This is a genomic window from Hoeflea sp. CAU 1731 (assembly GCF_039888615.1).
Lineage (GTDB): Bacteria > Pseudomonadota > Alphaproteobacteria > Rhizobiales > Rhizobiaceae > Flavimaribacter.
The window spans coordinates 1-26,953 of record NZ_JBDQQS010000028.1 but is presented as its reverse complement, the minus strand read 5'-3'; the positions used below and the strand labels follow the sequence as shown (position 1 = coordinate 26,953).

Genomic DNA, 26,953 nt, shown 5'->3' with positions numbered 1-26,953 from the left:
ATAAAGGGAGGGGACCTCATGTCATCGACGCTGTCCACAGCGGCGGCCATCACGGGTATCGGCGAGGTGGGATATTCCCGCTCTGCACCCGAACAAAGTGAGCTGGCACTGGAACTTGGCGCCGCCCTGCTGGCCATCTCGGATGCCGGATTGCAGCCCCGCGACATTGACGGGCTGATCCCGTTCGGACCCGCCGGGGCCTGCGCCGAAGACATCATCACCAATCTCGGTCTCGGCGATCTGAAATTCTCGGCCCACACGCCGCTGGGCGGGGCCAGCGCCGTCGCCGCGATCCAATGCGCCGCGCTGGCGATCCATGCGGGCCTGTGCCGTCATGTGCTGGTCTCGCTGGGCCGCAACGGGATGGAGCGCAAGATCGGCGCGCGGCTCAACGCCTTTCCGCAGTTCAAGGCGGTGCGGGAATTTGAACAGCCCTCCGGCATGTCCGCCCCGGCGCAGCTCTATGCGCCCATGGCCCGCCGCCATATGGAACTGTTCGGCACGACCAGCGCCGATTTCGCCGAAATCGCCCTTTCCACCCGCCTCCATGCCATGCGCAATCCCATGGCCCTGATGACCGCGCCGATGATTGTCGAGGATCATCAGGCGTCGCGCGTGATCGCCGACCCGCTGCGGCTGTTCGATTGCAGCATCGAAAGCAATGGCGGCGCGGCCTTCATCGTCAGCACAGCGCAAACCGCGCCCGACCTCGCGCAGCACCCGGTTCTTGTCGCCGGGGTGGCCGAGGGCCATCCTGACGAGCCGCTCGCCATCAGCCAGCGCGCCGACCTGACCACGCTGGGCACCGCGCGGGCCGCAGAACGCGCCTTCGCCATGGCCGGGATCGGGCCCGAGGACATCGACCTCGCCGAGATCTATGATTGCTTCACCTATATCGTCCTTTGCCAGATCGAAGACCTGGGCTTTTGCGAAAAGGGCGAAGGCGGCGCTTTCGTTCAAAGCGGGGTGCTCAGACCGGGCGGCGCGTTGCCGGTCAACACCCATGGCGGCCTGCTCTCGCAGGCGCATATGGCGGGCTACAACCATGTGACCGAACTGGTGCGCCAGCTCCGCCACGCCGCCGGACCGGCCCAGGTGCCCGGCGCTCAGACCGGCCTTGTCACCGGCTTTGGCGATATGGGCGACGGCGCGGTCGCCATCCTGAGGAGAGGCTGAGATGACAACCGAACCCCGGATCGCCGCACCTGAACCGACCCGCGATTCACAGCCCTATTGGGGCGCGCTCGCCCGGCATGAACTGATGTTCCAGCGCTGCGCCGATTGCGGCACATGGCGCCATTACCCCCGCCCGGTCTGCACGCATTGCTTCTCGCTGCGCAGCGAATGGCAGCGCGCAAGCGGGCGCGGCACCCTGCACAGCTGGACGACGATCCACCACGCCTATGACTCCGCGCTTCGGGGCGAGACGCCCTACTTGATCGGGATCGCCGATATGGAGGAAAGCGTCAGGCTCGCCTGCCGGCTGGTGCCGCCGGACGGCATGTCACCCTCCATCGGCCTGCCCCTGCGGGTCGGCTTTACCGATCAGGCGGGCGGCTTCACCCTGCCGGTGCTGCACCCGGCGGGCGGGTAGCGCCAAGTTTCAACACGTCAAAGCAACAACTTACGAGGAACCGAATGACCATTGATCTCATGACGAAGCTGGGCATCGAGACCCCGATCTTCGCCTTCAGCCATTGCCGCGATGTCGTCGTCGAAGTGTCCCGGGCGGGCGGATTCGGCGTGTTGGGCGCGGTGATGTTCCCGCCCGATCAGCTTGAGCAGGAGCTGGACTGGATCGACCGCCACACCGATGGCAAACCCTATGGCATCGATTTCCTGATCCCCGCCAATTACAGCAAGGACGCCGAGGAGTCCGAGCTGCCGCTGCTCGACATGGTCCCGGCGCAGCACCGCGATTTCGTGACGAAGCTGCTGGATGATGCGGGCATTCCGCGCCTGCCCGACGATCAGGCCGCCGAACTCAAGGCCCGGATCGCCAAGCGCGAGAAGAACCTGACCCCGGCCGGCGCACGCGAATTGCTGAAGATCGCCCGCAAGCACCCCAATATCCGCATGTATGTCAGCGCCCTTGGCCCGATGCCCACCGACCTTGTGGATGAGCTTCACGGTGAAGGCATCGTTGTCGGCGCGCTCTGCGGCAAGCCCGAACATGTCAAGCACCACCGCGCCGCGGGCGCCGACGTTCTGATCGCGCAGGGCGGCGAGGCGGGCGGGCACACCGGCACCGTGCCCACCTTCATGCTGGTGCCCCAGATCGTCGAGGCGGCGGCAGGCGACATGGCGGTGCTGGCCGCCGGCGGCATCAATCGCGGCTCGCAGATCGCGGCGGCGCAGGCGATGGGCGCGCAGGGCGTCTGGACCGGAAGCATCTGGCTCACCACGATGGAAAGCGAGCTGTCGGAATTCGAGCGCGAGGCGATGTTCCGCGCCCGCGCCGACGACGCGGTGCGCCGCAAGGTGCTCAGCGGCAAGCCGGTGCGCATGCTGCGCAGCAAGCTGAGCGAGGCATTCGAAGCCGAGGGCGCGCCCGCCTACCTCCCTGCCCCGCTTCAGGGCCTTCTATTCCTGGAAGCGCGCGCGCGGATCGACCGGGCCGAGAACGTCGAATATTACACCTCGCCCGTGGGACAGGTCGTCGGCGAAATGAACGAAGCGACCACCGTGCGCGACGTGATGTATAAATTGCAGCTCGAATATGTCGAGGCGCTGGAAAAACTCGCCGCGAACCCGGCCCTTCAGGCCCTGCAGTAAACACCGGCCGGGGAGCGCCGCGCGCGGCGCGGTGCTGTCCCGGCTCTCGTGCACCGTCGCACACATGACCGCGCAATAGGTTGTCGAGTCATCGAAATTGCCCTAGACAGAGCGAATGTCCGGCCACTGGGGCCGTGAAGGCGGGCCATCGGGTCCCGTTGGCTGCAAGGTGAGATCGTGAGCAAAGATATGGCGCCAGAAAAAGCGAGCCTGTCGACTTGGGGCATCGACAATTATGTCCCGGCTCTGATCACCTGGGTTTACAACAAGGTCGCATCGCGGTCGTCCAGTATTTACCTGGCCCGGTTCGGTGTCGGGCTGACGGACTGGCGCATCATCGCCTATCTCGGTCTTTTCGACGGCGGCACCAACGCGCAGATCTGCGACTATATCGGGCTCGACAAGGCGGCGGTCAGCCGCGCGGTCTCGCGGCTCAAGACCAAGGGGATCGCCGTTGTCACGCCGATCAACCGCCGCGACCTGAAGATCGAGCTGACCAAGGAAGGCCGCGAACTGGGCGAAGAGATCCTGAGCGTCGCGCTTGAGATCGAGGCCAACCTGCTCGCCGGTGTCACCGAGGAAGAGAAGCAGCAGCTTCTGGCGATCCTGCGCAAGGTGCTCGGCAACGTCCCGACCATCAAGAAAGCGGGCTAGGCCAGCCGCCACCCCGTAAGGGCGCGGCCAGCCTGCCTGTCATGTCTCCGGCGTGAACCGGCTCAGACCGGCCTCATCCGTCACGACCGAACCGGCCGCCCCGGACATGTCCGCCGCTTCCATCCGCGCCAGCAGGTCCGGGTCTTCCGGGGTTAGCGCGATGAAGCGGTGCCCGTTCGACAGGCGGCCCAGCACATAACCCTTGGCCGGTCCGTTTCGACCATGCAGAACCGTATAGGCTTCGATCCAGCCGCGCCCCTCGGGCGTGGCCGCGAACGGGGCCGGCTCGCCCCAGACCGCATCCACCTCGGCCTGAAGTTCGGGGTGATTGTCGTAACGCGGCATCTCCGCCGGGGGCGTTGTGGAATAGACGCCCGCCGCATGTTTGGTCAGCAGACCGCCATTCGCCGTGACCAGCCCGTACCGGCCCGGCATCTGGCGCATCCGCTCGACCATCTGGGCGATGGCATGGGTCACGTAATTGCTGCCCGGCCCGCCGAAGAACGGCAGCCCGCCGGTCACGGTCAGACCGCGCGGATCGTCCAGCTCAAGGCCGATCTCGGTCGCCGCGACCTCGACCGCCGAGGCAAAGCAGGAATAGAGGTCAAACGCCCCGATCTCGTCCAGGCCGATACGCGCATCCGCCAGCACCCGCTGGGCGATCAGGCGGATCGCCGGGGACTGGGCCAGGTTCTCGCGGTGCGAGACGAACCATTCGTCATGGGCCGCCGCGCCCGCGTGAAGATAGACCCTCTTGTCCGCCGGAACGCCCAGCTCGTCGGCGATCTTCTCGGAACACAGGATCAGCGCCGCCGACTGATCGACAAACGCATTCGCCACCGACAGCCGGGTATAGGGGAAGGCGGCGATCTGGTTGCGCTCCGACGGGCGACCGATCTCATCCGCACCCAGCCCGTCACGCCGCGTGGCCAGCGGGTTTTCCGCGGCCACCTGCGCGAACGGCGCGAAAAGCGCACCGATCTGCCCCATCCGCTCGTCGAAAGTCGCATCGCGCGCCAGCCGAAGCGCGTTGTCGATGAAGGCATACATCACCATCGGCGCGTTCATGCCATGGGCGATCTCGGTTTCAGAATAAAGCGGCGGCATCGCCGGCGGTTCGACCGGCTTGAACGGCGCGTCCTGCGACCAGTCCAGCGTCAGCTTCGCCTTCTTCGCCGCGCGCTCGGTGTTCATCGCCTCAGCGCCCACCACCATGGCGGCGCCGATCTTGCCCTGCGCGATGGCGGCAGCAGCGGCCGTCACCGCCGATTGCGGCGCATCGCCCCCGACTGCGTCATAGATCAGCTCGTCGGCGGGCAGCCCAAGGCATTGGGCAAGCGACCAGGGCGCGTTTTCCATCCGCCCGAAGGTGGACGGGAACGAGGCCGAGAAATCCGCGAAGAAGCGCTGGACCCGCACCGAATTGATCTGTTGCAGAACCGCCCCGACGCCCCCACTCGCCCCGGCATCGGCGGCGGCGGCCCGCGCCGCCTCCTCCATCAGCCGCAGCGGCGAGATGTCCGAAAGGGGTTTCTCTCCGGCGCCGGAGACCTGTCCGACGCCGATAATGACCGGCAGATTGCTCATCGTCCGTGACCTCTATCTGTCTTACGCGTCTGCGGGCGAGACCAGCCGGAACCCGGCATAGCCATCATCCGCAACGCTCTTGCAGATATCCGAATAGGTCGCCGCACCGCCAAGATAGGCCATGAACACCTTGGGCTTGCCCTCGATATTCGCCCCGACATACCACGAATTCGACCCAAGCCCGGTCAGCAGCGTGTTCTCGGCCAGTTCGCCCACTTTCACGGTCCAATCATCGACCGCTTCGGTCGTGGCCTCGATGGTCTGCACGCCCTCCGTTTCCAGCCGGTTCATGCAATCGGCAACCCAGTCCACGTTCTGCTCCACCGATGTCACCATGTTGGTGAACACCGACGGGCTGCCGGGGCCGGTGACGATGAACATGTTCGGGAAGCCGTCGATTGCCATGCCGAGATAGGTCTTGGGACCGTCCTCCCACCGCTCGGTCAGGGTCTGGCCGCCGCGCCCGACCGGGTTGATCCGCGTCAGCGCCCCGGTCATCGCGTCGAACCCGGTCGCAAGGATAAGAATATCCACCTCGATCTCGCCGGAAGCCAGCTTGACGCCCGCTTCGGTCACGGTCTCGATCGGGTCGGCCTTCACGTCCAGAAGCGTCACGTTCTCGCGGTTGAAGGTCTTGTAGTAATCGGTATCGACGCAGATCCGCTTGGCACCGATCGGGTAATGCATCGGCTTCAGCTTCGCGGCGGTCTCGGGGTCTTTGACGATCTGGTCGATCTTGCGGCGCACGAAATCCGAGGCGTGATCGTTCACGACCTTGCTGCTGGTCATGTCGGTGAACCCGTACATGAACCCGAGACCGCCGAACTGCCAACGCTCCTCAAAGACCGCTTCGCGCTCGTCCCAGCTCAGCCCCTCGCCCGGACCTTCGCCCGCCGCGTTCAGCGTGTTGTTGCGGGTCTGCTTGGCCAGCGCACGGCGCTCGGGGTAATGCGATTTCCAGTCATGCTGGTATTCGTCGTCCAGCTCGTGGTTATGGGCCGGGATCGAATAATTGGGCGTGCGCTGGAACACGTAAAGATGATCCGCCGCAGCGGCCAGGCGCGGCGTGGCCTGGATGCCCGACGATCCGGTGCCGATCAGACCGACGCGCTTACCCTCGAACGAGACCGGCTTATCGGGCCAAGAAGAGGTGCGGTAAAGCTCGCCCTTGAAGCGCTCGATCCCGTCGAGCTTGGGGGACATGGGCACGGACAGACAGCCGGTCGCCATCAGGCAGTATTTCGCAACGAAGGTCTCGCCGGTGTCGCACCCGATCTCCCACAGGCCCGCCGCCTCGTCGAACACCGCCGTGTTGACGCGGGTGTTGAACTGGATGTCTTTCTTCAGGTCGAACTTGTCGGCGACGAAATTGACATATTCCAGGATCTCGCCCTGCGGCGCGTAACGTTCGCTCCACGACCATTCCTGCTGGACCTCGTCCGAGAAGGAATAGGAATATTGCATGCTCTCGACATCGCAGCGCGCGCCCGGATAGCGGTTCCAGAACCAGGTGCCGCCAACGCCGTTCCCGGCCTCGATCACCTTGACGCGGTAGCCTTCATTCCGAAAGCGATACAGCGCGTAAAGACCGGCAAATCCGGCCCCTACAATGACAATATCATATTTCGACGTGTGGGTTTGTGCGGCCGACATCTTCTTCCTCCCATTTTCTTCAATCTTCGGCGCCTGCGGGATTGCTCACCGCCGGCTTCAGTCCAGTCAGGGGTAGCCGGTTTTTGTTGACAGGTCAACGCTAATACTGTTTGTTTCCGTGAGGGAGGAGCAAGATGATGGATAAAACCCGACCGACGCTCGACGCCGATGCAGCCGCGCTCTTGGATATGTTCGCCAAGACGCAGGTGCCCGCGATGGAAAGCATGAGCCCCGCTGACGCCCGCGCGGCTGGGGACCAGCGGCGGGCGGCGGCGAACCTGCCATGCCCCACGATCGGGGCGGTTTCGGACCTTGCCGCGGGCGGGTCCGGCAGCGCCCCGCTTGGCCTGCGCATCTACCGCCCGCTTCTGGGAAAAACCCCCTCCCCCGCCGTGATCTTCTTCCATGGTGGCGGCTGGGTGATCGGCGGCCCGGATTCGCATGATCACCTGTGCCGCTCTGTGGTGCGCGGCGCCGATGTGACGCTGATCTCGCTCGATTACCCGCTGTCCCCGGAAGCCAAGTTCCCCCGCACCCTCGATCTGTGCGCCGAGACCGTCCGCTGGATCTTCGACAATGCCGACGGGCTGGGGATCGACCCCGCGCGGGTCGCGTTCAGCGGTGACAGCGCCGGCGGAAACCTTGCCGCCGTCCTGGCGCTCATGGCCCGCGACGGCGACCTGCCCCGGCCCCGCGCCCAGGCGCTGTTCTACCCGGTGACCGATCTCACCATGTCGCAGCCCTCCTACGGAATCGACTTCCCCGGAATGCCGGTTTCGGCCCGGACCATGGCATGGTTCATCGACCATTATCTGGAGACACCGGATCAGGCCCGCGACTGGCACGCCTCGCCCCTGCTGGCACCGTCTTTCGCGGATGTCGCCCCGGCCTTCGTCATGACGGCGGGCTGCGACGTCCTGTGCGACGAGGGCCGCGCCTTTGCCGCCAAGCTGGCCGAGGCCGGAACCGAAGTGACCGAGGCGCATTTCCCCGGCCAGATCCACCCGTTCCTGACCCTGCCCCATGTGCTGCCCCGCTCCTATGCGGCGATCGAGGCGGGCACCGACTTCCTGGTCCGGCATCTGATGCTCTGACCCGGCCCGGCGGCCGTCAAAACCCCGTCGGTCCACACGGCACGGCCCAAGCCGAATTACGAGTTGGCAATCCACGTTATAGTTGACGTGGCAACAGTTAGCAGATACCTTTTTCAAGGTTGAATGGACGCGAACCGGCGTCCCGCCATCATCCGGGAGGAAAAAAATGAAATTGATGTCACGTCTTGGCGCCGCCGCACTCGCGACCGCCACCCTGGTCACCGCTTTGCCCGCAGCGGCCGAAACCACCCTGAAAGTCTCGCTCTTCACGCCGCCCGTCAGCCCGTTGAATGAGCAATTCGAACGGATCAAGGCCGGGCTGGCCGAAGCCACCGGCGGCGAGCTGGTACTTGAGCTGTACGAATCCAGCCAGATGGGCCCGCCGGTCCGTCAGTTCGACCTCGTGCGCACCGGCGTTGCAGACATCACGGTGGTCTTCCTGGGCCTGACGCCGGGCCGGTTCTCGATGTCGCAACTCGCCGAGATGCCGGGCATGAGTGATCCGGGCGTGTCCGAAGAGGCTTCCTATGCCGTGTCGCAGGCGACGATGGAACTTGGCACCGAATACCTGGCTGACGAATATCCCTCGGCCATGCTGCTGAACGTGGCGATGCTGCCCAACCCGATCATCCTGACCAAGCAGGAAGTGACCAAGCTGTCCGACATCGAGGGTCTGCGCCTTCGCCATCCCGGCGAAATCCACGCCGCCACCATCGAAAAGCTCGGCGGCGTGCCGGTGCTGGTCCAGCCCACCGAACAGGCCGAAGCCCTCAGCCGTGGCCAGATCGACGGCGCGCTGACCGCCTATAGCGGCATCATGAGCTACCAGCTTCAGGACAGCGCGAAATTCGCCTACGAGCTTCCCACCGGCGGTCTGGAATTTGCCGTGGTGATGAACACCGAAAGCTACGAGAACCTGCCGGACGACCTTAAACCCGCCTTCGACGAATATTTCGGTGCCGGCGGCCAGGATGCCTGGGGCCGTCTCCTGGGTGCGGGCGAAGTGCGCCTGCGCGAGCACCTCGAAACCCTCGGCGTTCAGGTCCGCCAGCCCAGCGAAGAAGATCTTGCGACCTTCAACGCGATGGTGCCGGACCTTCAGGAAGCCGCCATCGAGGCGCTTGAAAGCGAGGGCAAACCCGCCCGCGCCTTCGCCGAAGCCCTTCGCGAGAAGCTGGGCAAGTAACGCCCGGCGTCAAGCTGCAAAAACCCGGAGCGGACCGCCAAGGCGGGCCGCTTCGGATTGCGAAAAGGGGACTTCAATTGCTGCGCTTTCTCAGCCGCCTGAGCACCGTCTTCATGGCGATATCGGGCCTGTCCATCGTGACCATCATCGTCATGAGCATCACCGACGCCCTGACCGAGGCAATCACCGGCCGGGGCCTTGCCATATCCTATGACGTGGTGGAAATCGCCATGGCCTATACGATCTTTCTCGGCCTGCCCGAAGTGTTCCTGCGCAACGCGAATATCCGGGTCGATGTCAGCGACTATTTCCTGCCGCGCCGGGTGACGCGGGTGCTCGAGGTCACGGGAACGCTCCTGATCCTCGGCTTCGTCATGCTCCTGCTCGCCGCGATGGTCATGCCCGCCTACGACAGCACGCGCTTCGGCGACTACAAATATGAGACCGGTTTCCCCTATTGGGGCATCTGGCTCCCGATCTTCGCCGGCCTCATCGCCGCAATACCCTCTGCCCTGGCCGCCGGTGGCCGCAAACACGTGGAGCCATGATGGAACAGATTGTCGGCGTTTGCGGAATCGTCCTTCTTCTTGCGATGATCCTCCTGCGGGTGCCCATCGCGGCGGCGATGGGTCTTGTCGGGTTCATCGGGTACGGCATGGTCAATGGCTGGTCCAACGCAGCGCGCGTGATGGGACAGGTGCCGTTCGACAGTGGCAGCAGCTACACCCTCTCGCAGCTTCCGCTCTTCGTCCTGATGGGCGATCTCGCCGTCCGGTCGGGCATGTCGGGGCGGCTCTACAGCTCGGCCCAGACCATGTTTTCCGGCCTGCGCGGCTCACAGGCTTTCGCCACCCTTGGCGCCAGCGCGGGCTTCGGCGCGGTCAGCGGATCGTCCATCGCCACGGCGGCCACGATGACGCGCGTGGCCCTGCCCTCGATGCGCAGCGCGCGCTATGACGACCGGCTGTCGGTCGGCAGCGTTGCGGCGGGCGGCACGCTCGGCATCCTGATCCCGCCCTCCATCGCGCTCGTCGTCTACGGCATGATCGCCGAACAATCGGTGCCCCGGCTCTATGCCGCAAGCCTGTTGCCCGGCATTCTGCTCTTCGCGATCTACGTCGTCATCGTCGCCCTGCTGACCGCCTTCAAATCCGGCATGGCCCCGAAAGAGGCGCTGCGCGCCAGCCTGGGCCAGCGGGTCCGGGCGCTGGCCAATGTCTGGGAAATCACCCTGCTCTTCGTGGTGGTGATCGGCGGCATCTATACCGGGATGCTCAGCGCCACCGAGGCCGCCGCCGTCGGCGCCGCGGGGGCATTCCTCCTGGGCTTCCTGCAGCGCAAGCTGACCCTGCGCGACACGATGGCGGGGCTGCGCGACACCATCCTCACCTCATCCATGCTGTTCATGATCCTGATCAGCGCCAACATCTTCACCTATTTCGTGGTCCTCACAAAACTGCCGCAAATGCTGATTTCCGGCATCGACGCGATGGGGATCGGCAGCTACGGCATCATGCTGGCACTTCTGGTGTTCTACATCATCCTGGGCTGTTTCCTCGAAGCCTTCGGGATGATCCTGATCACCGTGCCGATCTTCCTGCCGCTGGTGCAAAGCGCGGGCTTCGACCCGATCTGGTTCGGCGTGTTCCTCGTGCTCGTCGTCGAGGCGGGGATGATCACTCCTCCGGTCGGCATGAACATATTCGTCATACAGGCACAGGCATCGGACATTCCGCTGATCCGAATATATCAGGCGGTCATGCCCTATGTTGCCGGGCCAATCCTGCTGTGCCTGCTTCTGGTGATCTTCCCGGCAATCGCCCTGTTCCTGCCAGAAGTGTTGTTCGCACCATGACCCAAAGCTCTTTTCCCTTCGATGGCGCGGTTGCGCTTGTCACCGGCGCGGCGTCCGGCATCGGTCAGGCGCTGGTCGCCGCCCTTCAGGCCCAAGGCGTGAAGGTGGCGGGCGCCGACCTGTCGGCCCCCGCTGGCCCGGACCTCGCCCTCGCGCTCGACATACGGTCCCGTTCGGACTGGACCGCCGCCGCCGACCGGGTCGGGGAAACCTTCGGCGGGGCCGATCTGCTGTTCAATGTCGCGGGCATATCGGCCTCGCCCCAACCCATCCATGAGGTCGAGCTAGACACCTTCCAGCGCGTCCTCGACACCAATCTGGTGGGCATGTTCCACGGCACGCAGGTTTTCGTGAACCAGCTGCGCCGGGCGGGCCGCTCGGCGCATATCGTCAATATCTGCTCGGTCTGCGGCCTGTTCTCGACCCCCGGCTATGCCGCCTATGCCGCATCCAAGGCCGCCACCGTTTCGCTGAGCGAGACCGCGCGCAGCGATCTGGCCCCGCTGGGCATCGGCGTCACCGCGGTCTGCCCGGGCTACGTCAACACGGCCATCGCCAGCTCCGGTCAGGACAGCACGTCCGAGAACCGCCGGCGCGTGGCCGAAATCATGGCCAATTCCATGCAGCCCGAAGAGGTCGCCCGCCGGATCATCGAGGCGGTGAACCGCAACCTCCCCTATCTGCTGACCCATCCCGAATATGACCGCGTCATCGCCGCCCGCGCCGCCATGCTCGACGCGGCGCTCGTCACGGCGCGCGAACTCGATGCCGGGGGCCACCCCATCGACGACGTGACCCGGCTCGGGGGGAGCTGGCTATGACCCCCGGCCAGGCCGACATCCTGGGCGTGTCCTTCGGCGGCCGCCTCGTGGTGGTCACCGGCGGCGCGCGCGGACAGGGCGCGCTTCAGGCCCGGCATCTCGCGGCGCGGGGCACCCAGGTAATCGTCGCCGACATCCTTGAAGACGAGGGCCGCGCCCTCGCCGATGAGATCGGCGCGCAATTCGCCCGCCTCGACGTGACCTCGGAAGCGGACTGGGCGGCGTTGCAGGCGCAATGCGGCGACCGGCCCCTGCACGGTCTGGTGAACAATGCCGGGCTCTACCGCCCCGAAAGCATCCCCGACACCACGCCCGAGGATTTCGACCTGCAATACAAGGTCAACCAGTTCGGCACCTATCTGGGCGTGAAGTTCGCCGAAGCGGCGATGGGCCCCGAGGGCGGGTCGATCGTGAACATCTCGTCGCTTGCCGGGCTGCGCGCCAGCAAGGGCATCGCCTATGTCGGCACCAAGTGGGCCGTGCGCGGCATGACCAAGACCGCTGCGCGCGAACTGGGCCCGCGCGGGATCCGCGTCAACTCGGTCCATCCGGGCATCATTCTCACCCCGATGCTGGACGCCTGGAGCGATGAGGACCTGAAGACCCGCACCGCGCAGGTGCCACTTGGCCGCGCAGGATTGCCCGAAGATGTGGTCCATACGGTGCTGTTTTTACTGTCGGATTTTAGCCGCTACATCTCGGGGGCCGAAATCGCGATTGATGGCGGGTTGTCTGTCTAGACAATACCGGAAAGGATAGAGTCGCCGCACCGTCGATCACACCGGGCGGTGCGTAGCGGTCGGTTCACCGGTATGAGGTAAGAGCATATCATGCCAGATGCAGCCCGCCTTGTCAGGCTTTCTACGATTGCATCGTTCGCACTGCTGGGCGGCACGGTTTTTACCCTCGCTGACCTGTTCAGTAACAATCACCTCTTCGCTGGAATCGCGATCATGTTGATCGTGTGCCACATCCTGATGCGCTGGCGTCACGTGCGCACCACCGCTAAAGTTCTGCTATTCCTCGCCGCCCTTTCGGGGGGGCTTCTGGTCCTCACGGGGGGCGATCCGGGCAGCCTTGCCCTTGCAGCAAGCCGCGCGCTCTACCTTCCTGCCCTGCTGGCCGTCATGGCGATCCTGCGGGTGGCCGCGATGCGCTCGAACATCGTCAGTACCGCCGCCCATTTCGTGGTGGACCAGCCCCCGTCGCGGCGGTTCGCCCTGCTGGCCAGCGGCAGTCATATCTTCGGCATCCTGCTCAATCTCGGCGGCCTGCAGCTTCTGCTCGGGATCGCGTTGGCCGAACGTGACCGCGCCGCGCCCAGCCCCGACATCGCCGAGGTGCAGGGGCGGCGAATCACCAATGCGGTCCTGCGCGGCTTTGCCGCCACCATCCTGTGGTCGCCGGTCGGGCTGGCCATCAACATGCTCATCCCGCTGATGCCGACATTGGGATATGTGTCCTACCTGCCCTACGGCCTTGGCCTGATGGTGGTCTTCTTCGCCCTCGGCTGGGTGTTCGACCGGCTGGAGCGCCGTCCGCGCCGCACCTTCACCCCGTCGCCCCACAAGGGCGCGGGCCTCGCCATGGCCGCGCTGCTCGGGTTGCTCCTTGCGATCACCGGGCTGTCGGCACTGGCCGAGGCGGTGGTCGGCATTCCGATGCGGGCCGCGATCCTGATCGTCATTCCCGCCATGGCGGTGATCTGGGTCCTGCTGACCGAGGGTCGCCCGTTCTCGGGCAATCTCAAATCCCTTGCCCGCGACGGGTTCCGCGCCCTGCCCGATTCAACCAGTGAAATCTGCCTGATCGGCGCCAGCGCCTTCCTCGGCCTGACAGTGGTGGAAATGCTGCCCGCCGAAAAGCTGCGCATGCTGATCGAACATGTCTCGGTCGGACCGGGCGTCATCGCCTGCATTATCATCCTGCTTATGACGCTGCTAAGTCAGCTTGGCCTCTCGCCAATGATCAGCGCGCTCGTCTGCTCCGGTGCCATCATCTCGTCCGGGATCGACATGCCCGAAGTGATGTTGATGCTAGCCGTGATGTGCGGCTGGTCCGGTTCGATGCTACTTTCGCCCTTTGCATCGACATTGGCTATCGCCGTTGGCATGACCGGCAAGCCTGCCCAGGAGATTGGCCTGCGATGGAACGGGCCCTTTATTATAACCTATTACGTGATCGTTATGACCGTCCTTTTTATCGCCAGCGCGATGCTCTAGAGTTCTAATCCGAGTACTCTCATTCTATACTCTGAAGGAGTTTCACCCATCCGCAAACGAAACCTGCGAGAGAAATAAGAAGAGTCAGAAAAACCGAGTCGGTATCCGATCTCCGCCATGGGAAGGCGGGTAAAAGCGATTAATCGGCACGCTTCGGTTATCGTTGCGGTCTCCAGATGTGCCGACAGGCTGCGCCCGGTCGCCATCCGAACGATACGGTTAAGATGACCGGTTGTGATGTGAAGAGCCGCCGCATAATCCCGACCGGCCCAACCGTCGGCCAGGTGCTTGGCGATTAACGCGTCAAGCCGTTGGATTTGTCGTCCGGCCTGCGGATTCTCGAATGCAGCATCGGCGAGGTCGTCTTCAGCCAGCGTGGTGAGGAGAACATGGGCGAGCGCGACCAACCTCTGTGCTCGAAATGTGCCGCGCGGGCGCGCAAACTCTTCGCCGCTGGCAAGCCGGTGCTTGGCAATCTGGCCGCCACTTATCTGCAAGGGCGCGGGATCACACGGCTGGGTCCGGCCCTCCGCTACCACCCACGGGTCTTTTTGCGGCACGGCGAGGACGATCCCAATCTGCCGCAAAGGGCCCCTGCCCTGCTCGCGAAGATCACCGACAATCGGGGCCAGATCACCGGATGCGCAAGGTTCTATCTCGACCCGTCCACCGGCGGATTGGCCGAAATCGAGAACCCAAAGCGGATCCTTGGGCAGCTGCTTGGCCATGCCATCCGCTACTGGTCCGGCACAGCTTGCTCCGACCTCATCGTCGGCGAGGGACTCGAGAACACCCTCTCGGTCGGCACGGCACTCCCCGAGTTCGACCTCGCCTCCTGTCTCACCGTCACCCATCTCGGCCTCTTCATCCCACCGCCGCGGATCAAGCGCATTTGGATCGCGCGGGATAATGACGAAGCCGGACGTAACGCATCAAAGAAATTGCGTAACCAACTGGAATCGCGTGGAATTACCTGCGGTTATCTCGTGCCGAACATGGGCGATTTCAACGACGATCTGCGGGCATTTGGCAGAGATGCGCTGCGCCGGTCCCTGTTAGGGTCCATGAAAGCACAAGGTCTGGAGATCGAGGACAGGTGACCGCCAACGTCCTCGTGGATGTCCGACAGGGCAAAGGTTCCGCGGGTTTGATCTGATCCCGTTTGGAAAAGGGGAGCGATGGACCAGCGGGTCGGGGCTGAGTGCCCCTCGCCCGAGCAGCAATGCGCCCCGCACCAGAAAATTCCCCTGAGCCTTCGGCTCATTCCTCGCGGGAACAATTTTCCGGCCCGCGGCGCATTCTCCGCTGCGCTGCGATCCTGACGGATGCGGCCCGGTCGCCGCCGGTCCTGTTATCGCCCTATCCAAATCGGGTCAGATCAAACAGAGGAACAAGACAATGCCCCATCAGACAGACATCCAAGAGGAAACCGGCGTGACCTCCGCCATCCTCGACCACCTCGCACTTCACGGCGCAACGCCCGGGCCCGGCGAGACCGATCACCGCCCCCTGCCCCAGCCCGACGAGGTCGAGCTCGCCATGGCGACGCTTTTTGACACCACCATCGGCCTCCTCACCGGCAGCCAGTTGGAAGACAATCTCGAAGAGATGCTCTGGTCCCTGACCTCGATTTTCCATCGTCGGCTCACCCATATCCAGAAGCTCCTCGACGACAACGAATTCGAGGTCCGGGAAAGTCTGGCCATTCAGGACGGCTCCGAGGTCGCCTCGGTCGAACTCGAGCGCCTCCAGTTGATCGGGCTCAAGCTCTGGGACCATCGCGACGCGTTCGAGCAGATGCGCGATCTGGCCGTGGACCACTTCTCGGCCGCCACCGGTTCGCCCTGGCTGCCCCGCACCGGATCCAAGGTCTCGCATCGCGGCTTGACCTCCGCCGTGGTGGACAGCCGGGCCTATCTCTCGGCAAAGCGCCGCAAGGAGACCGAGGTGCACTGCCCCGAAGGCACGCGGATCGCTTTCTCGGGCGGGGATTATCACGCCCACGATCTGATCTGGTCTGTCCTTGACGCCACACATGCCAAATACGCCGACATGGTGCTCCTGCACGGCGGCACGCCCAAAGGCGCCGAGAGAATCGCGGCCCGCTGGGCAGATACCCGAGACGTTACCCAGGTGGTCTTCAAGCCCGACTGGAAGAGCCACGGCAAGGCTGCCCCCTTCAAGCGCAACGACAAGATGCTCGAGACCATGCCGCAGGGCCTGATCGCTACACCCGGTTCAGGCATCACCGAGAACATCGTCGACAAGGCCCGCAAGCTCGGGATCCGCATCAAGAGGATCGGGGCTTAGGCCCCGGTTCACGCGCCGCGCAAGAGATCCTGCACCACCGATGGCTTCTTGGCGATCAATGCCAGCAGAACCTGTGCTGGGCCTGTCGGGTGCCGTCGCCCGTGTTCCCAGTTCAAGAGCGTACCTTTAGCGACGCCAATGCTCTTTGCAAACTCGGCCTGGGACAGGCCAGTTCGTTGCCGGACTTCGGCGACATCGACCTCCGCCACGGAACGTTCATGTACCTTCGCGCCTGCCAAATCGCCATCTGCGAAGGCCAGAGCCTCTTCCAGTCCCTTGGAGATGGATTCGAATGCACTCATGTTGCGTCTCCATATTTCGCGACAAGCGCCTTGCTTATCTCTACCGCAGCGGCCTGTTCGGTCTTCGACAGGTTGGCTTTCTCATTCTTGGCGAAGACCGTGATCAGAAAGATCGGCATATGGGTCCCGCCAAAGACATACACCGTCCTGAAGCCGCCACTCTTGCCGCTACCCTCTCTCGGGATGCGGACTTTGCGTAACCCGCCACCAAGAGAAATGCCCGCTTCCGGATTGGCGGCAATGAAGTTGATCGCCGCCTCACGCTCCTTGTCCGACACATGATTGCCTTGGCGCGCCTTTGGAATTCGGGCAGTTCGACAACTGTCTGCAATCGCGTCATCGTCAATTCCATATATGTCAATGACGTATAGGATGCGCACTGGAAGGGTAAGTCGGCGACGGTTGCCGGGGCCAATCGGTATGCGCCGTCGGTGGGCGGGGCTACCATGGCCATGTGTACCGTCGCATAGAATGACCGATCCGACCGACCGGTTTGTCGTTTCAGACCATTGGAGGGTGGCGGTGTCACGTAACGAGGCGGTCCTTCGTTCTTAGCCTCGGGCGCATCGAATGCTCATCCGCATTGTGCACGCTGTAGCGGAGACATTGATTGCGGCAGGTCATCCCGGGCGCGCGACGTTGAAGTCTGGCCTATGTTATATTTCAGGCGAGTTTAGGAGTGGATTGCGCCCCCCACAGCATCTCTGTCGGCTGTTCAACCAGTTTCATTCGCGGCCACCGCACTTCTCCCTTTGTCTGAGTTGCATGACATGCTGGTCGCAGCTGTCGTCCCGTCCACAAAGGTTGCCGCCGATCTTTTTCCCCTGACCCTGCGGGCCATTCCTCGCGAGGCAAAAAGACCGGCGCCTGCCCCTCTCCGCTGCGCTTCGCCTTCGGTGTGGCCGGGCCTTGGCCAACTGCAAGGTGACCATCATTGCAACGCAAACAAGGAGTAGAGCAATGACCACGAACTGCATCAAATTCACCAGCGCCGACATCGAAACCGCCAAGGGCGTCGGCTCCATCTCGACCCTGACTTTCGACCTCGACATCACGGTCGAACCCGTCGCGAGCGCGAACCCGATGGCCCCCACGCACCGCGTCCTCGGCCGCTCCCCGCGTGGCAAGCTGGTCGAGTGCGGTGGCATCTGGAAGAAGCAGAACAAGGAGACCGGCGCCGACTACTACACGCTGACCATCCGCGATCACGGCTTCAACGCCAACCTAGGCAAGGCGGCGAACCAGGACGATCTGTCCCTGCAAGCCGTCATTCCCTGGGGGCCGAAAGACGCCGTGTGACGCGAAGAATCGGCTGGGGCAACCCAGCCGACTCATGCTGCCTTCCCGGCCCCTGAAGCGACTTGGTTATTTGTTGGTCTGCCGTGATTGAAGAGCGGAACGGCGGCAAATGGTCATAGCCCGTTTGCAAGGCCCGCCCGATACTGTTCGTTTTAGCATCCTAGGTTTCGCGGTTCTGCCGGGCGTTTCGAATCTTAGATCCGCATGTGTTTTGACAGCCGTGCAGTCGCATAAATTAAATATAAAACAGATGGTTACAGAGTCGGCACCGTGGGACATGACTCAGTAACTGCGTCTAAGATGTCGCTATTATCCCTATATATTGAGTTGAGGTGTTCTGTGATCGCTAGAGATTGTCGCCACATCTAAACCACCTGGTGCGTCGAGAGGGTTCGAACCTCCGGGTGAAAATCGTTGTTAAGACTCGTTTTTCCGTGTAGATGACACTTTAAAGAGCGAAATCGCTGAAAAAGCGATATTTAGAGGGCAGGCGGATGCGAGATAGGTCATTTACGGCTGATACGAAGGATCAACCCTTCGACGAGATCATCCTTCAGCAGGGAGAGTTGATCTCTGACCGCCTCAATATGTTGCGGCAGGAACAGTATCCTCCAGATGCCCAGAAAGGTCTACGTCAGTTTTCGTTAGCGGAGGTTGCCTACTACCTTGGTGTAACCCAGTCGACCATCAAGAAGCTTCACCTCGAGGGCAAAGGCCCCGAGCCTGAAACGTCGTCATCCGGAAGGCGTAGCTACTCTGCGGAGCAGATGCTCGAGCTGAGAGCTTATCTGGACAAACATGGTCGGCCAGGCAAGCGTCGATATGTGCCCTACCGGCAGCTAGGCGAAGAGTTGCACGTTGTGTCTGTCGTGAACTTTAAAGGGGGTTCGGGAAAGACCACCACCGCAGCTCATCTCGCTCAGCATCTGGCGCTGAAGGGGCATCGCGTTCTTGCGATCGACTTGGATCCTCAAGCTTCGCTGACAGCATTGCACGGTATTCAGCCTGAACTCGACAACGTTCCTTCGCTCTATGAGACGCTCCGGTATGATGACGAGCGCAAGCCCATCTCCGAAGTAATCCGACCGACAAACTTTCCAAATCTGGATATCGTTCCGGCAAGCCTCGAACTGCAAGAGTACGAATATGATACCCCGGTTGCACTGACGAGCAGCGACCCCCATGAGGGGCGAATCTTCTTCACTCGGATATCCAAAGCGCTCGGCGAGGTCGAAGAGCGCTATGATGTGGTCGTAATCGACTGCCCCCCTCAGTTAGGCTACTTGACGCTCACCGCTCTTACGGCCTCATCTTCGGTGATTGTGACCGTCCATCCTCAGATGTTGGACGTCATGTCGATGAGCCAGTTTCTTCTGATGCTGGGCGGGATCATGAAGACGATCCGTGACGCCGGAGCAAACATGCGCCTGAAGTGGTTCCGTTACCTCGTAACGCGATTTGAACCGACGGACGGCCCCCAAAAGCAGATGGTTGGGCTCCTCCAGGCAATGTTTCCAAATCAGATGCTTTCGGCTCCGGTGTTGAAATCAACCGCGATATCCGACGCAGGGATCACGAAGCAAACGCTCTACGAAGTCGAGCGGTCGCAGTTCGTCCGGACCACCTATGATCGCGCTGTCACTTCTTTGAACGACGTTAACGACGAGATTGCAGAGCTGATCCACAAGGCTTGGGGGCGGGAATGACCGACATTTTGACAGCCGTGCAGACCATCGATTTTGACAGCCGTGCAACTGGTCGGATGAGCGCAGAGCTTGAGTTGGATCGCCAAGCAAAGGAGTTAGCTTGATGGCTCGGAAAGATCTCCTGAAAAGCGTCATGAGCGGTTCCCCGGAGCAACCCAAGGATTCTGGCCGCTCTGGATACGCAATGCGCGGTGCTTCGAAGTCGATGAAAGTTTCAATCGACAGCCTCGCGGAGAACTCGAAGCGTCTCCTCGAAGGGGAAACGATTGTCGAGATCGATCCACAATTGATCGACGTGTCCTTTGTCTCGGATCGCCTCAGTGATGACGATCAGGCGTTCGATGAACTGAAGGCATCGATCGCTGCCGGCCGCCAGGACACACCAGTATTGCTTCGCCCGCATCCGGAATTAGACGGGCGCTATATGATCGTCTTCGGGCATCGCCGCGTGCGAGTTGCATCTGCGCTCAACCGTAAGGTTCGCGCTGTTGTCAAACCAATGGACGATGTGGCGCACATTCTTGCTCAAGGGCAGGAAAATACGGCGCGCGCAGATCTCTCGTTCATCGAGAAGGCACTGTTTGCGAAGACTCTCTTGGATATGGGGCAGTCAAAGGATGTGATCCAGGCTGCGTTGACCATTGATGGTACACTGCTTTCGCGCATGCTGTCGGTGGCTCAGAATGTCCCGCGAGACGTTATCGAGCAGATTGGTCAAGCAAAGCAGATCGGGCGTGATCGCTGGGAGGATTTCAAAAAGCTGGCTTTGGAGCCGGCGAACGACAAGATCCTCAAAGAAGCCTTAGAATTTGGCGGGTTTCCGGAACTCGATAGTGATGCTCGCTTCGAGTTCTTGCACAGCAAACTGGCAGAAGCGGGCAGGGCGCCGAAGCGCCGGAAAGCACGCGCTGCGCCCAAGAAACGCACCTGGACCGCCGGCAAAGGCCGCATCAAAGGCGTCATCGGTCGGTCTGGTAAGGCATTCAGTATTTCGCTGACAGCACAGGATTCAACCGATTTCGGAGACTTTCTCTCCGGTCGACTGGATCAGCTCTACAGCGAATTCCTCGCTACAAAAGAGGAGCAGTCGGAACAATGAACTAGGCAAAAGAAAAGCCCCCAAGCAGCGTGGCCTGAGAGCTAATCTGAAAAGTTTGGTCGCTTAGAAGATACCTCTCCCACGAATCACTGTCAACGACGAACGCTTTTGAGCGAACGGCTTTCTTTTGCCTCCACATAACCGGAGGTGAGATACAGGCATGAAACATACAGGTTGGCGCAAGCCGACACCGGGTCTTGGGGTTGCTGAGCAACTTGCCCAAGCCGGTGAACGGGTAGCAGTACCCAAAACACGGGCCTTCGTGGCACTCAAGCGCGTGGGGGCACATATAGGCTTGAAGGCCGGCGACATGATGCTCCTCGACACGCTTGGGGCGTTTACCCAGGCCCAGGACTGGGAAGAGGGGCAGCGCCCGATCGTCTGGGCGTCGAACGCCTATCTGATGGAGCAGACGGGGTTTTCGCTGTCTGCCCTCAAGCGCCACGCGCGGCGTCTTGCTGAGATCGGCGTGATCTCCTTCCACGATAGCCCTAATGGTAAGCGGTGGGGCCGCAGGGACGCTGATGGGCGTATCGTCGAGGCCTACGGCTTCGATCTGTCGCCGCTTTCGGCGCGTGTCGACGAGTTCGAGAGACTTCATGCCGAGCTGCAGGCGGAGCGCGAGCTCTGCCAGCGGCTGAAGCGCCAGATCACGGTTGCGCGCCGGATGATCCGAGCCCGGATTGAAGCGGCTATCAGCAGCGCGCTGCGCGGGCCCTGGAGCCAACTCACGGGGCTTTTTGAGGAGCTTCTGGACCGGCTTCCGCGCCGACACGAAGCCTCTGAACAGCTTGTGCGCCTGCTCACCTGGTTCAAGGAACTACAGGAACGGGTCGACATCGCCTATCTCAAAGCGACTGGCGCAGCAAAACCTGTGGAAAACACTGATGATAAAGATGCTCAAGTCATGGAGAAGACTCAAAAAACGAACCCCAGGGGGGTCAATTCTGACCCCCATATACTAATTACAAACCAACTTGATCCTGTAATTGGTAATTCCTCAGAAAAAGAGGAAGCGGCGGGTGTGGTGCCCAATGCCCGATCCGAAGAGCGGGTTGACAGGGAGCTGGAAGACTGGGTTGCGGCGGTGCGCAAGAAGCGGGCTGCGCTCGATCTGCCAACCATCATGCAGGCCTGTCCGGAATTCGCATCCTGGGCGCGCAATATGGGCGGATTCGTCAAGGATTGGGGCGATCTGCATCGGGTTGCCGGGCAACTCAGGCCGATGATCGGGATCTCGGAGCATGCCTGGAACGTGGCGCAGGACAGACTGGGCAAACAGGTGGCCACGGCGGCGTTCGCGCTCGTGTTCGAAAAGCACAGCGCGGGCGAGGTGGCCTCGCCGGGCGGCTATCTGCGGGGCATGGTCGAGAAAGCCGGGGCGGGGGAGCTGCATCTGGAACGCAGCTTCTATGGTAGGCTCAGCGGGCAGGCCGCGTGATAGCGCAGGGGCTCAGAGACCGGCGGCCTTGGTCAGGTTCACCCGGAACCGATCGCGGCGGCGCTGGTAGCGGCGGGTCATTTCGGCCGAGGCATGTCCGAGCTGCTTCTGGACATAGCGTTCGTCGACCTCCGCCGAACTGGCGAGCCCCGCGCGCAATGAATGCCCGGAAAACAGCGCCAGCCGCTCCTTCTCAGGCAGTTCGGATCGGATGCCGGCGTCCAGGACCGTGCGCTTGATCAGGCGCGCAACGTGCTTGTCGTTCAGCCTGGTTTCTGAGGCGCGTTTGCCATCGCGTGAGGTGCCGACGAAGATTGGGCCGAAGTCGATCCTGGCAAAATGCAGCCACTGTTCCAGCGCGTGCACTGGGCAGGTCTGCTCCGACGAGCCGCGCCCGATCTCGACCTCGCGCCAGCCGGTCTTGGCATTAAGCGTGAGGAGGGCACCTTTCTCCATGATCTCGATCCAGCCACTGGAGTCCTGCGTATCATCTTTGTGCACGTCCAGGCTGACGATTTCCGAGCGGCGCAAGCCTCCGGCGTATCCAAGGAGAAGGATTGCCCGGTCCCGAAGCCCGCGCAGATCGAAAGGAAGGGTGGCCACCATTGCGAGGATGTCTTCTGCCATAATGGCGGCCTTCTGCACCGGCGGCCGAGCGTGCTTGCGCTTGATCCCGGCCAGCACCGTGGCGATGTGCCGGTTCTTGCGATCGAGAGCGAACCCTCGCTGTGCGTAGTTCCAGGCGAGACCGGACAGGCGGCGGTCGATGGTTGAGACGGATAGGGCAGGGGAGGGGCCCGACCCTGATGCCAGATCCGCGATGTACAGGCCGATCATCTCCGACGACGGGGGGAGGGGCTCGGCACCCTTCATCCGGCACCAGCGCGCGAAATGCGCCCAGTCCTTGGCATAGGACTTCAGCGTGTTGTCCGAGGCCGCGGCGCGGGCATAGTCGCGCGCGGTGTCGACCAGCCGATCGAGGGTGCCGGAACCGGCCACAAAGGAAGGCAGGTTCAAGGCCTCGCCGCCAGGGCAATCTCTCTCACTGTTCTCGTTGGCCGAAGACCCATTTGGCGGTGCTGAGTGTCGGTCTGCCGGTATTCGTGAGACTGCGGTCCATTTGTTTTCAAGGCTTTGCCGGTACTTCGTTTTCGATATTGAGTCGGAATTCATGAGACTGTACATGGATGTGAGTCACTATTCGTGAGACTACACAGCATCCGTGCGTCGCTCAAGTCATGTCCGATAATCCCGCAGCTGACCAAGACTGGGAAGAAGCCGAGTTTCGCGCAAGAGTGCTTGCCGAGCTGCCGGAACAGCTCACCGAAGGTGACGTTGATTGGGCGATGCGACAGTTGGATATCAGCCGGGCGACGGTCTATCGTTTAGCGAGGCAGTTCCGGGAAAATGCGCGGACCAGTGCGCTCCTGCCAAATACGTCGGGCCGCAAACCGGGCATGCTGCCCTTGGACCCGGCGGTGGAGGCGATTGTGGTCCACCATTTCAAAGGCTTCTATGCCACCCGCCGCAAACCGACCAAGACCCGGTTCTGGCGCGAGGTTGCAGCCGATTGCCGATCGCAGGGACTGGCACCTCCTTCGATCAGGCGCCTTGGCCGCTGGCTGGATCTGAAGGATCAGGCAAAACTCATGGCCAGGCGGGAGGGGAAGGACAAGGCGGAGCGCCGCCACCTTGCCACGCCCGGAACGCTCACTGCGGCCCACCCGCTCGACATCGTCCAGATCGATCATACCAAGGTCGATGTGACGGTAGTCGATCCAGTGACCCGGCGCCCGCTTGGCCGGCCGACGCTGACCGTGGCGATAGATGTGAATAGCCGCATGATTTTGGGGTTTCACCTGTCTCTGGAACCGCCCTCGCTTCTTTCCGTTGCGCTTTGCGTGACCCATGCGGTGATGGACAAGTCGCACTGGCTGGCGGCGCGCGGGATCAATACAGGCTGGCCCACGCAGGGCATTCCCAAGGCGATCTACGTTGACAACGGCGCGGAATTCCATGCCCGTGCCTTCGGACACGCCTGCGCCGAGTACCAGATCGATCTGCGGTACCGCCCGCCCGGCACACCGCGCTATGGCGGCCATATCGAGCGCCTGATCGGCACCATGATGGGCGCAGTGCATCTGTTGCCGGGCTCGCATTTCTCGAACATCTTCGAACGTGGCGATCTCGACGCCGAGGCTGAGGCGGTGATGACGCTCGACGAGTTGGAAACCTGGTTGGCGCTCGAAATCACCGGCTCCTACCACGCGCGCATTCACAGCGCCTTGGAAACTACGCCCTCAGCGGCCTGGGAGCTGCGTGCCGGCGAACCCAAGGTCCGCATGCCCGCCGATCTGCGTCAGTTCCTGGTCGATTTTCTGCCTTCGGAGCAGCGTGTGCTTCAACGCGACGGTTTTCACCTCTTCCACATCCGCTACTGGTCGAACGAGCTGCGCTGGCTGATGGGCCAGGAAACCCGCAAATACACGTTAAAATACGACCCACGCGATCTCTCGCGTATCTTCGTTCTGACCGAGGACGGCATCATTGAGGCCCGGCCCGCGGACCTGACGCGACCTGCAATCACGCTCTGGGAACACCGCGCGGCGCGGAGGGCCTTGCGGGAGGCCGGTCGCCGGTCGGTAGACGAGGAGCTCATCTTTCGGACGATCGAGGCGCAGCGCGATCTCGTCGATAGCGCCGCGCGGCAGACCAAGGCGATACGACGCCACCAGGCCCGGCGGGCGCATCTCGACCAACGCCCGATAATCGATGTGACGCCTGGGCCAGATGCGCCCGAAGCGCTTCCTGCGCCGGAAAACAAGGGCAATGCGCTGAAAGATCACCCGGGCTTCTATGTCGAGGAGTGGTACGATGACGACTGAGTTTCCGCATCTCTATCCGAACGCAGGCAGGATTGCCGCTCTCAGCGCCGAGGAACGCATCCTGCGCATCCGTGCCGACCGATGGGTGTCCTATCCCCGGGCGGAGGCGGCGCTCGCCAAGCTGGAAACCCTGCTGTCCTTCCCGGAGCGCGCCCGGATGCCAAACCTGCTCCTGGTCGGTGAAAGCGGCATGGGCAAGACCATGATCATCGAGAAATTCACGCGCGATCACCCCTCAAGCTTCGACGACACCAGCGGGCGGCTCAACATGCCGGTCGTCGCGGTGCAGATGGTCTCAGGCCCGGATGAGACAAGGTTCTACCGCCGGATTCTGGCTGCAATCGGGGCCCCGGAACCTCCCCGTGCCACGCTTGCCGTTCTTGAAAGCCTGGCTCTGCGGCTGCTCACCGAGTTGCGCCCTCATATGCTGGTGATCGACGAAATCCATAGCCTACAGGCGGGCACGATACGCGAGCAGGCACGGTTCCTGAACATGCTGCGATTTCTGGGCAACGAGCTGCGCGCTCCTCTCGTTTGTGTCGGCACCGCCCAGGCCCGTAATGCGCTGCGCACCGATGACCAGCTGGTGCGCCGTTTTGAGGCGTTCGGCCTGCCGCCCTGGCAGGACGGGGCCGATTTCACCGGGCTGATGAGCACGCTCATGCGCAGCCTGCCGCTCCGGCGCGAAAGCGAGATCGGCGAGAAGGCGCTCTCGCGGATGATCAAGGTGACCGGCGGCATCACCTCGGGGATATTTTCCATCATGTGTCAGCTGGCAATCTCCGCCATCGCAAGCGGCGAGGAACGCATCCTCTCGCGTGACATTCTGGGTGGTGACAGGTTGCAGGTGGTCTTGGGAGAGCCGGTGTGATCGGGCAGGGCCTTCTGCCGGTGGTGTTCCCACCCGAGGCGGACGAGCGCCTATCTTCCTGGATCGCCCGCATGGCGCCGTTCTACGCGATGACAGTACCGGAGTTTCTGGCCGAGCTTGGCTTGTCCGGCCGCGATGTGTTCGATCTGGAATGGCGAATGTCGGAAGGGGAGGGGGCTCGGATCGAGGCCCGAACCGGGCTTTCGTCCCAGGTCGTGCAGGGGGTGACGTTCGGTGAACTGATTCCGGAGGCCCGGATGATGATCCGCAGGAACCGGTATCACTGCCCGATGTGTCCCGCCGACGTGCAGAGCAAGTCCGCGGCTCTTCCGTGGGTTTTTCGGTGTCCTGTCCATGGTTCTGATTATCAGGGTACGACAGGCGAGGCGCTGCCTGTTGTGCTGGGTGCAAAACGGATGGCGACAGCGGACGCGCCCGCAAAGGTCGGGGCTGCTGTTCTCGATGCGTGGGTTCAGGGACTCGGTCAGGGGGATTTGGGGCCAGTCGAGATACTGGCCCTTCTGACAACACGACACCGCCGAGCCTCGCCCCCATCTCTTTCCGAGCAACCGCGCATGTCGTTGCAGACCCGGCGCGACTACCATGACTTCCTCACGACGCCGATTATCCGCCAGGCGCTGACGGTTGTCGTTCCAGAGTATGACGAGGTTGCGCCAGTCCTGGCCAAACCCGTGCGTCCCGGCCTGCACGCTTTGGCGCAGGGCTCACTTCTACAGGGTTTCGCATTGACGGTGGGGATCGGTCGGGTTGTCGGAAACCCGGTCGACCAAGCGATCTCCATCTTGCTGAAGAGCGACGTGGACGGGCAGGTGCGGGTTCGCGAGGCGCTTGCGACATGGCCTCTCTCGTTGAGGAGACGTATCTCAGCCCGGCTCTGGCGTGCTCAACGCGACGAGAGAGAGCGTCAGAATGCTGCAAAGCCCAAGAAACGTCGCCAGTCTCACGAATTCCGACTCTACCAGTCTCATGAATACCGCTCCAGAATCTCATGAACCCCGGTTCGTTTTTCAGGGAAGTGCTTGAATCTCATGAATTCCGGTCATCCGACATGTCGATTTAGGTTTGAAACCGAGACTCGCGCATTGAGTGTTTTCAATGATTTGCGTGAGACTGAAGTGTAATGCATTACACTTCAAATGAGACGCCAATGAGATTTTATTACACTCCAAATG

The 26,953-nt window shown here is 62.5% G+C and carries 26 protein-coding genes; 20 read left to right on the top strand and 6 right to left on the bottom strand.

Features of this window, described 5'->3' with window-relative positions:
- Window positions 1–18: 18 nt before the first annotated feature.
- From AAFN47_RS26640 to AAFN47_RS26625, 4 genes are all read left to right on the top strand, one after another.
- A complete protein-coding gene (locus tag AAFN47_RS26640) occupies window positions 19–1,176 on the top strand; it encodes a thiolase C-terminal domain-containing protein (RefSeq protein WP_499812263.1) in 1,158 nt (385 codons plus the stop codon).
- Between the two features lies 1 nt (window position 1,177).
- Window positions 1,178–1,594: a Zn-ribbon domain-containing OB-fold protein gene (locus tag AAFN47_RS26635; protein WP_499812262.1), complete on the top strand. Its 417-nt coding sequence runs from the start codon at window positions 1,178–1,180 to the stop codon at window positions 1,592–1,594.
- A 44-nt stretch (window positions 1,595–1,638) separates the two neighbouring features.
- Window positions 1,639–2,775 carry a nitronate monooxygenase gene (locus AAFN47_RS26630; protein WP_499812261.1) on the top strand — a complete coding sequence of 379 codons (1,137 nt, stop codon included), beginning with the start codon at window positions 1,639–1,641 and terminating at the stop codon, window positions 2,773–2,775.
- Between the two features lie 177 nt (window positions 2,776–2,952).
- A complete protein-coding gene (locus tag AAFN47_RS26625; protein ID WP_499812260.1) occupies window positions 2,953–3,429 on the top strand; it encodes a MarR family winged helix-turn-helix transcriptional regulator in 477 nt (158 codons plus the stop codon).
- Window positions 3,430–3,468: 39 nt separating this feature from the next.
- Here the strand turns inward: AAFN47_RS26625 and AAFN47_RS26620 are convergent, their stop codons facing one another.
- Both AAFN47_RS26620 and AAFN47_RS26615 read right to left on the bottom strand, forming a co-directional pair.
- Window positions 3,469–5,016, bottom strand: coding sequence for a TLP1 C-terminal extension domain-containing protein (locus tag AAFN47_RS26620; protein WP_499812259.1), 1,548 nt, complete (start codon window positions 5,014–5,016; stop codon window positions 3,469–3,471).
- Between the two features lie 21 nt (window positions 5,017–5,037).
- Window positions 5,038–6,669 carry a flavin-containing monooxygenase gene (locus AAFN47_RS26615; RefSeq protein ID WP_499812258.1) on the bottom strand — a complete coding sequence of 544 codons (1,632 nt, stop codon included), beginning with the start codon at window positions 6,667–6,669 and terminating at the stop codon, window positions 5,038–5,040.
- A gap of 134 nt (window positions 6,670–6,803) precedes the next feature.
- Between AAFN47_RS26615 and AAFN47_RS26610 the strand changes: the two genes are divergently transcribed.
- The 7 genes from AAFN47_RS26610 to AAFN47_RS26580 all read left to right on the top strand — a co-directional run bounded on the left by AAFN47_RS26610 (window position 6,804) and on the right by AAFN47_RS26580 (window position 13,847).
- Window positions 6,804–7,763: an alpha/beta hydrolase gene (locus tag AAFN47_RS26610; protein ID WP_499812257.1), complete on the top strand. Its 960-nt coding sequence runs from the start codon at window positions 6,804–6,806 to the stop codon at window positions 7,761–7,763.
- Between the two features lie 166 nt (window positions 7,764–7,929).
- The gene (gene dctP, locus AAFN47_RS26605; protein WP_499812256.1) at window positions 7,930–8,949 is read left to right on the top strand and encodes a TRAP transporter substrate-binding protein DctP; all 1,020 of its coding nucleotides are present in this window, start codon (window positions 7,930–7,932) and stop codon (window positions 8,947–8,949) included.
- Window positions 8,950–9,026: 77 nt separating this feature from the next.
- A complete protein-coding gene (locus AAFN47_RS26600) occupies window positions 9,027–9,497 on the top strand; it encodes a TRAP transporter small permease (protein WP_499812255.1) in 471 nt (156 codons plus the stop codon).
- Window positions 9,497–10,804, top strand: a complete 1,308-nt coding sequence (locus AAFN47_RS26595; protein ID WP_499812254.1) for a TRAP transporter large permease — start codon at window positions 9,497–9,499, stop codon at window positions 10,802–10,804. Before AAFN47_RS26600 ends, AAFN47_RS26595 begins: the two co-directional genes overlap by 1 nt.
- Window positions 10,801–11,625, top strand: a complete 825-nt coding sequence (locus AAFN47_RS26590; RefSeq protein WP_499812253.1) for an SDR family oxidoreductase — start codon at window positions 10,801–10,803, stop codon at window positions 11,623–11,625. The genes AAFN47_RS26595 and AAFN47_RS26590 overlap by 4 nt, the downstream gene beginning before the upstream one ends.
- Window positions 11,622–12,365, top strand: coding sequence for an SDR family NAD(P)-dependent oxidoreductase (locus AAFN47_RS26585; protein ID WP_499812252.1), 744 nt, complete (start codon window positions 11,622–11,624; stop codon window positions 12,363–12,365). Before AAFN47_RS26590 ends, AAFN47_RS26585 begins: the two co-directional genes overlap by 4 nt.
- Window positions 12,366–12,455: 90 nt before the next feature.
- Complete coding sequence (locus AAFN47_RS26580) at window positions 12,456–13,847, top strand: hypothetical protein (RefSeq protein WP_499812251.1); 1,392 nt, start codon at window positions 12,456–12,458, stop codon at window positions 13,845–13,847.
- Here the strand turns inward: AAFN47_RS26580 and AAFN47_RS26575 are convergent.
- Window positions 13,844–14,254 (bottom strand): helix-turn-helix transcriptional regulator, encoded by a 411-nt coding sequence (locus AAFN47_RS26575; RefSeq protein WP_499812250.1) that lies wholly within the window; start codon window positions 14,252–14,254, stop codon window positions 13,844–13,846. The two genes, AAFN47_RS26580 and AAFN47_RS26575, sit on opposite strands and share 4 nt — an antisense overlap.
- Here AAFN47_RS26575 and AAFN47_RS26570 point away from each other — a divergent pair.
- Both AAFN47_RS26570 and AAFN47_RS26565 read left to right on the top strand, forming a co-directional pair.
- On the top strand, window positions 14,159–14,947 hold the full coding sequence (locus AAFN47_RS26570; protein WP_499812249.1) for a DUF7146 domain-containing protein: 789 nt from the start codon (window positions 14,159–14,161) through the stop codon (window positions 14,945–14,947). The two genes, AAFN47_RS26575 and AAFN47_RS26570, sit on opposite strands and share 96 nt — an antisense overlap.
- A gap of 298 nt (window positions 14,948–15,245) precedes the next feature.
- Entirely contained in the window at window positions 15,246–16,157 is a 912-nt protein-coding gene (locus AAFN47_RS26565) for a DUF2493 domain-containing protein (RefSeq protein ID WP_499812248.1), read from the top strand.
- Window positions 16,158–16,165: 8 nt separating this feature from the next.
- On the opposite strand, the gene AAFN47_RS26560 is transcribed toward AAFN47_RS26565, so the two are convergent.
- Complete coding sequence (locus AAFN47_RS26560) at window positions 16,166–16,459, bottom strand: helix-turn-helix domain-containing protein (protein WP_499812247.1); 294 nt, start codon at window positions 16,457–16,459, stop codon at window positions 16,166–16,168.
- Window positions 16,456–16,839, bottom strand: a complete 384-nt coding sequence (locus tag AAFN47_RS26555) for a type II toxin-antitoxin system RelE/ParE family toxin (RefSeq protein WP_499812246.1) — start codon at window positions 16,837–16,839, stop codon at window positions 16,456–16,458. Before AAFN47_RS26555 ends, AAFN47_RS26560 begins: the two co-directional genes overlap by 4 nt.
- Window positions 16,840–17,419: 580 nt before the next feature.
- Here AAFN47_RS26555 and AAFN47_RS26550 point away from each other — a divergent pair.
- The 4 genes from AAFN47_RS26550 (at window position 17,420) to repC (ending at window position 22,004) form a co-directional block, all read left to right on the top strand.
- The gene (locus AAFN47_RS26550; protein WP_499812245.1) at window positions 17,420–17,758 is read left to right on the top strand and encodes a DUF736 domain-containing protein; all 339 of its coding nucleotides are present in this window, start codon (window positions 17,420–17,422) and stop codon (window positions 17,756–17,758) included.
- 494 nt (window positions 17,759–18,252) lie between these two features.
- Window positions 18,253–19,464 carry a plasmid partitioning protein RepA gene (gene repA, locus AAFN47_RS26545; protein WP_499812244.1) on the top strand — a complete coding sequence of 404 codons (1,212 nt, stop codon included), beginning with the start codon at window positions 18,253–18,255 and terminating at the stop codon, window positions 19,462–19,464.
- Between the two features lie 103 nt (window positions 19,465–19,567).
- Window positions 19,568–20,563 (top strand): plasmid partitioning protein RepB, encoded by a 996-nt coding sequence (gene repB, locus AAFN47_RS26540; RefSeq protein WP_499812243.1) that lies wholly within the window; start codon window positions 19,568–19,570, stop codon window positions 20,561–20,563.
- Between the two features lie 160 nt (window positions 20,564–20,723).
- A complete protein-coding gene (gene repC, locus AAFN47_RS26535; RefSeq protein ID WP_499812242.1) occupies window positions 20,724–22,004 on the top strand; it encodes a plasmid replication protein RepC in 1,281 nt (426 codons plus the stop codon).
- A gap of 12 nt (window positions 22,005–22,016) precedes the next feature.
- On the opposite strand, the gene AAFN47_RS26530 is transcribed toward repC, so the two are convergent.
- Entirely contained in the window at window positions 22,017–23,021 is a 1,005-nt protein-coding gene (locus AAFN47_RS26530; protein WP_499812241.1) for a tyrosine-type recombinase/integrase, read from the bottom strand.
- A 221-nt stretch (window positions 23,022–23,242) separates the two neighbouring features.
- Here AAFN47_RS26530 and AAFN47_RS26525 point away from each other — a divergent pair, with 221 nt between their 5' ends.
- The 3 genes from AAFN47_RS26525 to AAFN47_RS26515 are packed head-to-tail and all read left to right on the top strand — an operon-like array spanning window position 23,243 to window position 26,773.
- Window positions 23,243–24,889: a TnsB C-terminal domain-containing protein gene (locus AAFN47_RS26525; RefSeq protein WP_292306978.1), complete on the top strand. Its 1,647-nt coding sequence runs from the start codon at window positions 23,243–23,245 to the stop codon at window positions 24,887–24,889.
- A complete protein-coding gene (locus AAFN47_RS26520) occupies window positions 24,879–25,760 on the top strand; it encodes a TniB family NTP-binding protein (protein WP_292306980.1) in 882 nt (293 codons plus the stop codon). Before AAFN47_RS26525 ends, AAFN47_RS26520 begins: the two co-directional genes overlap by 11 nt.
- Window positions 25,757–26,773: a TniQ family protein gene (locus AAFN47_RS26515; protein WP_292306981.1), complete on the top strand. Its 1,017-nt coding sequence runs from the start codon at window positions 25,757–25,759 to the stop codon at window positions 26,771–26,773. Before AAFN47_RS26520 ends, AAFN47_RS26515 begins: the two co-directional genes overlap by 4 nt.
- Window positions 26,774–26,953: the final 180 nt, after the last annotated feature.